Annotated in this window: 10 protein-coding genes and 1 pseudogene; all 11 read left to right on the top strand. The window is 38.8% G+C overall.

What is annotated here, in order from left to right:
- Positions 1 to 270 precede the first annotated feature (270 nt).
- The gene (locus WG932_RS07725; protein ID WP_483087548.1) at positions 271 to 630 is read left to right on the top strand and encodes a carboxypeptidase-like regulatory domain-containing protein; all 360 of its coding nucleotides are present in this window, start codon (positions 271 to 273) and stop codon (positions 628 to 630) included.
- Positions 614 to 2,089, top strand: a complete 1,476-nt coding sequence (locus tag WG932_RS07720; protein ID WP_483087547.1) for a TonB-dependent receptor plug domain-containing protein — start codon at positions 614 to 616, stop codon at positions 2,087 to 2,089. Before WG932_RS07725 ends, WG932_RS07720 begins: the two co-directional genes overlap by 17 nt.
- A gap of 116 nt (positions 2,090 to 2,205) precedes the next feature.
- A complete protein-coding gene (locus WG932_RS07715) occupies positions 2,206 to 3,291 on the top strand; it encodes a SusC/RagA family TonB-linked outer membrane protein (RefSeq protein WP_483087546.1) in 1,086 nt (361 codons plus the stop codon).
- A gap of 29 nt (positions 3,292 to 3,320) precedes the next feature.
- Positions 3,321 to 3,794, top strand: a complete 474-nt coding sequence (locus WG932_RS07710; protein ID WP_483087545.1) for a hypothetical protein — start codon at positions 3,321 to 3,323, stop codon at positions 3,792 to 3,794.
- Positions 3,779 to 5,020, top strand: a complete 1,242-nt coding sequence (locus WG932_RS07705) for a RagB/SusD family nutrient uptake outer membrane protein (protein ID WP_483087544.1) — start codon at positions 3,779 to 3,781, stop codon at positions 5,018 to 5,020. The genes WG932_RS07710 and WG932_RS07705 overlap by 16 nt, the downstream gene beginning before the upstream one ends.
- A 299-nt stretch (positions 5,021 to 5,319) precedes the next feature.
- Positions 5,320 to 6,507 (top strand): alkaline phosphatase D family protein, encoded by a 1,188-nt coding sequence (locus WG932_RS07700; RefSeq protein WP_483087543.1) that lies wholly within the window; start codon positions 5,320 to 5,322, stop codon positions 6,505 to 6,507.
- 8 nt (positions 6,508 to 6,515) lie between these two features.
- Positions 6,516 to 6,800 (top strand): hypothetical protein, encoded by a 285-nt coding sequence (locus WG932_RS07695; RefSeq protein ID WP_483087542.1) that lies wholly within the window; start codon positions 6,516 to 6,518, stop codon positions 6,798 to 6,800.
- 21 nt (positions 6,801 to 6,821) lie between these two features.
- A pseudogene (locus WG932_RS07690) lies at positions 6,822 to 7,376 on the top strand (DUF7800 domain-containing protein); the annotation flags it as partial.
- A 224-nt stretch (positions 7,377 to 7,600) separates the two neighbouring features.
- Positions 7,601 to 8,350: an alkaline phosphatase D family protein gene (locus tag WG932_RS07685; protein ID WP_483087541.1), complete on the top strand. Its 750-nt coding sequence runs from the start codon at positions 7,601 to 7,603 to the stop codon at positions 8,348 to 8,350.
- Positions 8,351 to 8,667: 317 nt separating this feature from the next.
- On the top strand, positions 8,668 to 9,171 hold the full coding sequence (locus WG932_RS07680) for a carboxypeptidase-like regulatory domain-containing protein (protein WP_483087540.1): 504 nt from the start codon (positions 8,668 to 8,670) through the stop codon (positions 9,169 to 9,171).
- The gene (locus WG932_RS07675) at positions 9,138 to 11,087 is read left to right on the top strand and encodes a SusC/RagA family TonB-linked outer membrane protein (protein ID WP_483087539.1); all 1,950 of its coding nucleotides are present in this window, start codon (positions 9,138 to 9,140) and stop codon (positions 11,085 to 11,087) included. The genes WG932_RS07680 and WG932_RS07675 overlap by 34 nt, the downstream gene beginning before the upstream one ends.
- The last annotated feature ends 92 nt before the right edge of the window (positions 11,088 to 11,179 follow it).

Genomic DNA, 11,179 nt, shown 5'->3' with positions numbered 1-11,179 from the left:
CATGATTAAATGTTTAGTAATATCTTTTGTATATGAAATAATCAAAAAATTATCTTTTATTTTATATATTGTTGACCTGTAAATTTAAAGGTTATATTCAATTTCAATAAAATTGTATGCAGCCAAATAATCCCAAATATCTTGTATTAATTATTGCAGGGCATTTATCAATTATTCAATAACCCAAAACAATAAACCCATGAGAAAAAGTCTACAACCTCCCGGTTGGTATGGCTGTCTGCGTTTGCTGTATTCTTATTTTGTTTTCAAGTGCAAATAAGAACTTACGCAGGGACAACGATCTTCAATTCAACATCAGAAATTGATCATACCAACTCCAAAACCGATCTTCCTGCTTCTATTAGTGGGACGGTAGTCGATCAAAATAATGTTCCCATTCCCGGTGCTACAGTAATTGTGGTAGGAACAAGCATCGGAACTGTTACTGATATTGATGGTAAATTTAGTATTGAAGCCGGTTCCGGACAGGTGCTTAAAATTTCTTTCATTGGCTTCGAGACCGAGGAAGTAATTATTGCTAATCAAACAGTAATCAATGTCATTTTACAAGAAGATATGGCCTCCCTTGAAGAGGTTGTTGTTGTAGGCTACGGTGTGCAAAAAATCTGACCTAACCGGGGCTGTGGTAAGAGCTGACATTGAGGCTTTTCAGGAATCTCCAAATGTCTCTATTATGCAATCGCTGCAAGGTTCAGTTGCCGGTTTAAATGTGGGACAAGTGAACCAAGCCGGTGGTGAACCTGATATTCAGATTCGTGGACGAACCTCACTTTCAGGTGAACAAAGCCCTTTGATTGTTATAGATGGGGTCATTTATAGGGGCAATATCAATGATTTAAATCCGAATGATATCAAATCGATTGATGTACTCAAAGATGCAAGTGCAGCCGCCATCTATGGTTCCCAAGCTTCTAATGGTGTCATTATTCTTACCACTAAGAAAGGGGTGGATTTAGGTAAGCCCACCATTAACTATTCCAATAGCTTTACTTTTCAAAAGCCGATTAAAGAATTTAGAACAGGTACGGCAGCCGATTATTTAAAGAAAACTGAGGAATCTGATTTGTACAATAGCCGTACGGAACCATCAGGATATTTGGAGCCCAACCCTAACTGGGAACCTTCCTCCAATTTTAAAACAAGTGATGAAATATTGGCTTATAATCAAGGTCGATCAGACAATTGGTATGATTTGATGACCAATGACAACCCCTATATTCAAAATCATAACTTGTCCTTGGCAAATGCTACCGAAAGATCCAATTATTACATATCACTGGGTCATACAGATCAAAAAGGTCATATGGTGAACGAAGGTTACAATAGGATCAATGCAAGGGTTAACTTGGAAACCAATGTAACTGACTGGCTAACCTTTGGGCTACAATCCGCCTTTACCAGGAGCAATTATTTGGGGCCTACACCAAGCTTAGGGAACAGGTATCTATCTCCCTTTGCGACGGTAAGGGATGAAAATGGAGAGTACATTCAAATTACCGGGGGAAACACGATAAATCCTATGGTGCAATTGGAAGCAGATCTGGTAGATAAAAGGCTTAATTTCTTTGGAAACTTTTATGCTCAGATTGACTTTCCCTTTTTGGAAGGCCTAAGTTATAAGGTTAATTATCTCAACAATTATACAACCAATCAAGATTACTACTTTAGAGAATATGCAAGTAATTTTCAAGGTGGAGGTCAAAAGATGTATCAATTGAATTACAATTGGTCTAGTGACCATATTCTAACGTATAATAAAACCTTTAAGGATGTTCACAATGTATTTCTAACCTTGCTTTACGGCTCTGAAAGCCGTGAATCTGAATACACCCAAGCCAGCTCATTTATCTATGCCAATACAGCCCTAGGGTACAATAGCCTCCAATCAGGAAGTGCAGACCAACAGCGTACCAGTTCAGGGGCCTGGGATGAGTCCAGCCTTTATCAAATGGCAAGATTATTTTATGGATATGATCATAGGTATTTGTTTACAGGGACCATTAGGAGGGATGGCTTTTCCGGTTTTGGAGCTACCAATAAATTTGGCATTTTCCCTCCCTATCTTTAGCTTGGGCTGCCAGTGAAGAAAGATTTATTGCAGATAATACAGATTGGCTAAACAATCTTAAGCTAAGAATTTCCTATGGTTCTAATGGTAACAGAACGGTAGGTAGGTACCAAACATTGGCCACAGTGGCAGGTGGGTTTAATTATATAACCGCAGATGGAACTCCACTTTATACCCAAGCAATAAATAAATTGGCTAGCCCAAATCTAAAATGGGAAACCACTACGGGGATCAACCTAGGGGTTGATTTTGCAATTCTCGGAAATAGGATCAGTGGATCTATCGATTATTACAACAACGAGACCACCGACTTATTGTACCAAGTAGACATTCCGGGAATCAGTAGGTTTGAAACTTTTCCGGATAATCTTGGCCGAATTCATAATCAAGGACTGGATATAGCCATTACAACTGCCAATATTAGGAAAAATGATTTGACTTGGGAAAGTACTTTTATGTTTTCAAGAAATAGGAACGAACTTAGAGAATTGTTAGGTTTTGATCTTGATGGAGATGGGGTAGAGGATGATTTGGTTTCCGAAGGTTTGTTTATCGGGTATCCCTTGGATGCTATTTTTGATTATTCCATCAATGGTTTATGGCAAATTAATGATGAAATTCCAGTCTATTCGGACTTGGGGGCCTACAAAGTAGTGGACATCAATGGAGATGGAGAGATTGATCCGGCAGATCGTAGCATCATTGGCTATGAAGAGCCTTCTTACCGTTTTAGTATCAACAATACCCTAACTTATAAAAATTGGACCTTTAGGTTGTTTATTAATTCTATTCAAGGTGGCAATTCAAGGTATTTAGGGATGGACAATATCAATAGTTGGCAAATCATTAACCAAGAAAATCACTTTAATAATGATTTTCCATTGGGCTTGGATTATTGGACACCGGAGAATACAGATGCAATTTATGAACGCCCAAATATTAATATTTCCAGTGGAATAGCAGGCACAAGGTATATTCCAAGGAGTTTTGTTAGACTTCAGGATGTTTCCTTGGCTTATAATTTCCCAAGGGAATTGTTAACCAAGTTAAAAATTCAAAACCTTAAGGTATTTGTGAGTGGCAAAAACTTATACACTCTTACCAAATGGCCCGGATGGGATCCTGAAACCGGCCAAAATATTAACCGTACCGGAAGACCTGTACTCAAGGGATACTCTGTCGGATTAAATCTTGGTTTTTAATGATTTTTTGGCCGTTAAACTATAAATACATGAAAACGATAAAAAATAAATTCCTGATATTAATCGCATGCTTTCTTATTCTCGGCTGTAATGAGGATAGTTTTTTGGAAGAGATTCCTAAGGATTTTCTTTCTCCTGAAATTGCTTATGTGACAGTCAATGATTTTGATGCTGCTGTGTTAAACCTATACGCTCAGGTAAGAAACGAATTTTATACAAGCGATAACCAAAACAGTTTTCCGGCCATTTCATGGGATGGAACGGACATGGTTTATGCGCACAAGAATTTTGGAACGAGACCTGATTGGGGAGGTTCATTGCTTTTACCTACCAATACAAGTCTTGTTTATGAAGCCATGTGGAGACCTGCCTATCGCATCATCTATGATGTCAATGTGATCATAGGTAGATCTGAAGGCCCACAGAGTCAATTGACAGCTGAACAAAAGAAACGTGTGCAGGCTGAAGCCGCTTTTTTAGAGGCTTTATGTACAAGATGTTAGCCAACCTTTATGGAGATGTACCCATAGTGTTGGAAGAAGTAACTTCCCCTAGGAGAGATTTTGTTCGCTCCAGCAGAGAAGAAGTATACCGGCAAAGTGCAGCTGATTTATTGTTGGCAGCCCAGGAATTACCTGATGTGGACGATGTTGACAATTCCAGAATCAATAAACTGGCAGCTTACCATTTATTATCTGAGGTTTATATTTCTTTAGGTAAATGGCAGGAGGCGGTAAACGCGGCTTCCCAGGTTATTGATCATCCTCAGACTGCATTAATGACCGAAAGGTTTGGCTCAATGGTGGACCATCCTACATTTGGAGGTGATGTATATTGGGACTTATTCAGACAAGGAAACCAAAACAGAATGTCCGGAAATACGGAGGCCATATGGGTATTGCAGTACGAATTTAATGTTCCCGGGGGGAATGATGGTTTTCAATTGGAAAGGACTGTAATTCCAAGGCTTTGGCAAGCAAAAATTGCCAATAATGATGGGTCAGTTCACCCATTGATCCCTTATCCAAATACCAATTATTACGGCAGAGGATCAGGATTTATGAGCCCTACTCGGTATTTGTATGACAATATTTGGAGGAAAAGTGGTTATGATCAAGACATGAGAAATTCTGAGTACAATATCGTAAGGGATTTTATAGTCAATAACCCAAGTTCGGATCACAACGGGAAATGGGTTTTCAAAGACAATGTACCCATTGCCCTAAGTTCAGTAAATGATACAACTCGGAATTTCTTTCCTGTATTTGCAAAAGCTTCCGTTGTCGGCCAACACCCAACGGAATTGTACCATAATGATCAGACTGTTCCAGGCTCACTTACCAATTCAGCCCAGCGAACATTTAGAGATAGATACGCTATACGCTTGGCAGAAACTTATTTATTAAGGGCAGAAGCTTACCTTGGAATGGGGGATAAGGATAATGCTGCTGCAGATGTAAATACGGTAAGGAATAGGGCTCAGGCCCCGGTCATCAACCCGGCAGATTTAGACATTGATTATTTATTGGATGAGCGCTTGCGTGAATTGCATTATGAATCCTTTCGCTTGTTAACCCTTACTAGATTAGGGAAATTGGTGGAATGGACCAAAGCCAAGAACCCATGGGTCGGAGAACTGTATCAAGCTCACAACAATTTATGGCCTATACCTTTCAACGAAATTGAAAAGAATATTGAAGCAGATTTAGGGCAAAATCCCGGCTATTGATCAAATTTATCGAGATTGAAATAGCAGTATTCATTAATAAGCCGGTATTATTCTCGAATCAAGGAATAATACCGGCTATACCATTTGCAGTCATACAACTAAAGTTAGTTTATGTAATAGAATTTTCTGAGCTTTCTCAGAGAATTTAGTAACCGCAAGAAATTCAAACTGATTGGAGAATCTAGTTTAGGTAGTCGATGTTGAACCTGCCTACCCAATAGTAAGGTTGATAACAGTAGTGAAGGGCTGATTTTGAATTGCAATCAAATGCTGATGTTGTAACATATAATTAGATAAAAATGGAAGTGAAAGTGTCCAAAAGAAGATCCTTTTTAGGAAAGTTTAGTTTCTTTTTAATTTCATTTTTTGTGGGGAGGGTGAAACCCTTGTTGGCCATGAAAAATCTCTTTGGCTTGCCTAATAACACCGGAAAGTTGTATTTCCCGAATGGCTTTAAAGTAACCGAAGTATCTACAACTGAGGCAGTCGTATGGACCAGGCTTAGTCATAGTAAAAAGCCTAAACCGATTATTCATAAAAAGGCCAAAACAAAGCCTAAAGCCAACAATTATTACCCGGTAGATTTTGATGAAAATCAGCCGGTGAAAAATATGGATGGTGCCATTGTTGGGGCTAAAGGAAAAGTTAGAATTAAATACAAGGCAAAGGGGAAAACTGTAGTAACAGATTGGTATAAAACTGAATCGGTCAATGATTTTACTGCCCAAATACCTTTGACAAATTTAAAATCAGGTGAACATTATTCCTTTGAATTGGAGGCCATGCCAGCGGATAGACAGGTTCATTCATCTTTGTCAGGTAGTTTTAATACTGCTTCTGACCCAACGGAGATTAAGTCGGTAAACTTAACCACTTCCACCTGCCAATACTTCTGGAATTATGATGATGCCAAGCGGGGTTTCCAGACCTATGATGCCATGGCAAAGTTAAAGCCGGATTTTTTCGTCCATACAGGTGATTATGTGTATTATGATAGAATAGGTCCTTTGGCTACGAATTTAGAAAAGGCCAGGCACAAATGGCATGCAATGGACGGTTGGCCTTCATTGAAAGACTTCTATAAACATGTGCCTATTTATATGCTTAAAGATGATCATGATTTGCTGAAAGATGATGTATATCCGGATTCCAGTCCCTTGGGTGAGTTAACTTTGGAAAATGGTTTAAAGGTTTGGAGAGAAAATGTTCCCTTAAAAGACAAACCTTACAGGACTTTTAGATGGGGTAAAGATTTACAGGTGTGGCTTGTGGAGGGGAGGGAATACCGAAGTCCTAAAGAGATACCTGCAGCCCAGCCCAGAACGATTTGGGGTGAAGAGCAAAAGAATTGGTTCATGGAAACCTTTGAAGAATCAGATGCCACTTTTAAAATTTTGTTTTCTCCCACCCCCGTAGTTGGTCCGGATAGAGAGAAAAACGAGACAACCATGCCAATAATCTATTTGAAGAAGAAGGCAATTGGTTAAGAGGATTTTTGTCCGATAATAAGGGGGTTTTTGTAGTCAATGGAGACAGGCATTGGCAGTATTATTCTATAGATGAAGCAACAGGTTTGAGAGAGTTTGGTGCGGGTCCTGTATCAGATGCACAATCCGGAGGCTGGTCTCAAGATGATAAAAGGCCGGAACATCAGTATTTAAGAGTAAATGGTGGTTTTTTGGGTATCAAAGTGTTTCGTGAATCCAACAATCCTAAAATTAATTTCACCCATTATGATGTCCAAGGAAGTGTCATGAATCAAGAAGAATTCGAGAATTAGATTACATAAATAATAAATTAAATGTCAAGATTTACTATCCAAACCTTTGTAAACAATATGAATATAAGCCTACAAATAAAAGCAATGTCAAATTGTCTTTTTCTATTTCTCCTTTTGTCTTCTACTTTGAATGCGCAGAATTTTGGTGAAAAAGGGCACCCCATGAACAAGAGCACAGATAGTCGGGAGATTTTGAAATACTGGGGCACAACACCTTATGGTGAAATAAACCTTTATGAATCGGCTTATAAAATTCTATCAGCCGAAAAAAATGCCTCCTATGCTGATTTAATAAAAAATTCTTCATTTAAAGACCTGCTTATTCAGCAAAACCGCGAAATTCTTGCCGGCCCCATGCTTGGACAAATTAAATCCAATGGTGCTTCAGTCTGGCTAAGGACTTTAGAACCTGCAAAAGTAGAAGTGTGGATTGAGAAAACTGGAGAAGGGAAAATCTATGGGCCAGTATTTACTGATGAAAAAACCGAGTTATCAGCTGTTGTAAAAATTGATAATTTAAAACCTTCTACAAGCTATCCTTATAAGATCATTGTAAACGGTATAACCCTTTCGCCAAGCGTTGAACAAATCATCAAAACCTTGCCAGAAGACAACCAATATGAAGAGGTAAAAATAGCATTTGGTTCCTGTCCTCACCGTTGGGGATTAGGAAACCATACTTTGCTGGAGCAAATTCAAGAGAGAGGAAATCAAGCGATGCTGTTTTTAGGTGATATTGCTGTTCAAGATAGGAATGATCATTTGGGCATGCATAGGGCTGATTACTTGTTAAGAGATTTTTGCCTGCCTGGCAAAACTTTGCTGCACAGACTCCTGTTTATGCTTCTTGGGATGATCATGACTATTTTGATAATGACAAAGCCGGGATACCTGAAGGATACTCAGAAAAGGGTCGAAATGGTGTCAGGGAAGTATTCAAGCATTCATGGGTCAATCATTCCTATGGGGATGAAGCCAATCAGGAGGGGATTTTTACAAGAGATAGAATAGGCCCATTTGATATCCTTATGACAGACAATCGGTATTTTAGGACCGGAGAAAAAGGCTCATTTTTAGGCCCTCAACAGATGAATTGGTTAAAAGAACAATTATTGGATTGTGAAGGGCCATTTATTGTCCTGTCCTGTGGATCTATGTGGAGTGATTATGTGTCCAATGGTAAAGATTCATGGGGAGTAAACGACCCGGAAGGAAGGGAAGAGTTGTTTAGTTTTATCGAAGAAAATAATATCAGTGGTGTCTTGCTTATTTCGGGAGACAGACATGGAGCCAGGGGGTTTACCATACCTAGAAAATCTGATTTCGGTTTTTATGAATTTGAAGCCGCAAGTTTGGGGGCGAGAATTGGTCCACCCGCCATAGATCCATCCTGGGATACCCAACTCTATGGGACTGATGGACAATTTGCCTTTGGAGAATTTACTTACCTTCATGCTGAACAAGACCCTGCCGTAGTTTTTCGCTTGGTGGGAGAAGCAGGCAATATTATCTATGAAAAAACCATTCATAAAAGTGAATTGACACCTTGAGGCTCCTTCCTAATTAAACAAAAGTTTCTCTAGTTGACCCTATACTGTTTAGAATCGCTCCTGCTATAGGTATGGTATATTTCCATTTAATTAATTATAATAACCATTGACAGGATTAAGTGTAATAATATATTTATTTTTTTATAAATTACAAAGTTAAAAATTAATTTTATTAACTAAAAATTCAAATATCATCGAAAAATGTAAAGTCAAATTTATTGGTTTTTAAAAAGGAGTAGGTACAAATTCTCTTTAAAAACCATTTAGTTATTCACTCAAAACAATAAACCCATGAGAAAAAAATTACAAGCTACCGGTTGGTATGGCTGCCTGTATTTGCTGTGTCTTTTTTGTACACACATTTTCAGTCAAGTGCATATGCAACAATCCCAGGTCTTAATTCATCCCATAAACTTGAGACCACCATTAATAAACTATCTATTCCTGCCTCAATCAGTGGAACTGTAGTAGATCAGGACAACACTCCCATTCCCGGGGCCACCGTTATTGTGGTTGGAACCAATACCGGAACAGTGACGGATATCGATGGTAAATTCACCGTGGATGCAAGCCCCGGTCAAGTGATCCGCATATCTTTCATCGGTTTTGAATCTGCAGAAGTAACTATTGGTAATCAAACACAGTTAAATATTTCCCTAATAGAGGACACCTCCTCCCTTGAAGAAGTGGTGGTTGTGGGGTATGGAACCCAGCGAAAAAGTGATTTGACGGGAGCCATCTCTTCTGTTACTAGTGAAGATCTAAAAGAAACTCCCGCAGGCAATTTTTGGAACAATCTCAAGGTAGACTTGCGGGTGTAGATATCGTTAGATCAAATGGTTCTCCCGGTTCTCCAGTTCAAATTAGAATTCGAGGCAATCGATCGATTAATGCAAGTAATGAACCGCTTTATGTAATTGATGGGATTCCTACCAATGCAAATATCAATGATTTTAACCCCAATGATATTGAGTCAATGGAGGTTTTAAAGGATGCAAGTTCTGTAGCTATCTATGGTTCCAGAGGAGCCAATGGCGTGGTTTTGATTACGACCAAAAGAGGAAAAACAGGGAAGGCAGTTATTAGCTACGATGGCTATTATGGGGTAAAACAACCCATAGAAAACCTCAATCTTATGGATGGGAATGCATTTGCGGCCTATTCCAGAATTGCCAGAGGGCATGATGGAGACGATTCATCATTCGACAGTAATTTTCTTGCACCTTTAGAAATTGAGAATTTGCAAGCGGGAAGATTTACAGATTGGTTGGATTTAGCCATACAGACGGGCAGTCAACAAGACCACCAAGTTTCCGTTAGTGGTGGAACCGATAAAGTAAATTATTATGTTTCGGGCTCTTTTTTCAAAGAAGATGGTTATATACCGGGTACTGATTTCGAAAGAACAGCCATAAGGGTTAACCTTGAATCTAAATTAACGGATAAGCTTAAAATGGGGCTTAGTGCTACGGTTAGCCTAAGTGAAAGAAATCAAATGTCTAGCGCTCCCTTTTCAAATTCTTTGGGATATTCACCGCTAGTAGGTCCTTATGATGAAGAAGGAAACTTCTTGGCTTTTCCCAACCCTAGGGAAGGACTATTGTCCAACCCTTTGTTAAATTATCAACCTTACCAATATGTTGATGAAACAAGAGGGCATAGAATCTTTGCCAATTTATATGCAGAATACCAATTCAATGATCATTTAAAACTTAGGGTAAATTATGGCCCTGATTTCAATCTAACCAGAAGAGGGACCTATGGAGGTATGCTAGATGGCAACATTAACCAAGGGGAGATAAACAATCAAATGGATTTTGCTTATACTCAGGAGAACATCCTTTCCTATGACAAAAGTTTTGGTAAACATGACCTTAACTTGGTTGGCTTATTTTCAGTACAGTCAAGTCGATTTGAAACATCCTCACTCTCAGGTCAAGACATTCCTATAGAAAAATCCTTGTTTTATGATTTGGGAAGCTCTTCTACAATCACTGGAATTGGTAGCTCTCTAGGTGAATGGGGACTTACCTCCTATATGGGAAGGGCTAATTACCGCTTTGATGACAAATTTCTGTTTACCCTTACAGGTAGAGCTGATGGGTCTTCAAGGTTAGCAGAAGGCAATAAGTGGGCCTTTTTCCCCGCATTTTCTGCAGGTTATATTTTATCTGAAGAAGAATTAATGCAGGGGTCTAAAATTTCCTTTTTAAAGGTTAGAGGTGGATATGGTGAAGTGGGCAATACTGCCATTTCTGCTTATCAGACCCTCGGTGGACTTGAAAGAACCACATATGTTTTTGGGTCTACTGCTGCCTTTGGTTATGCCAATAACTTAATCCCAAACCCTGATTTGAAGTGGGAGATTTCAAAAACCATGAATTTAGGTCTTGATTATGGTTTATTTGAGGACCGTATTAACGGTAGTCTAGAATATTATATTACAAATACCAGTAATTTATTGTTAAACAGATTACTGCCCATCACTTCAGGTTATAACTCTGTACTGCAAAATATAGGGAGTACTAGGAATTCAGGTTGGGAATTATCCGTGAATGCAAATATCATCAATCAACCTACAGGGCTTAGATGGGATGTAAACATGAATGTTTTTTCAAACAAGGAACAAATTACAGAGCTTTTTGATGGAGACAGTGATGATGTAGGAAACAGCTGGTTTATAGGTGAGCCTGTTAATGTGTTTTATGATTTTGAGCAAGGGGAATCTGGCAATTAGATGAGGCAGATTTAGCTGCAGATTATGGGCAACAACCGGGTGATATCCGTATCAATGATGTAAATGGAAGAGGTGAAGATGGTGAACTTAAC

The sequence above is a fragment of the Cyclobacterium sp. SOCE241 genome, from assembly GCF_056867545.1.
Note: the sequence above shows the minus strand (reverse complement) of the source record. Positions and strands in the feature narration are given on the sequence as shown.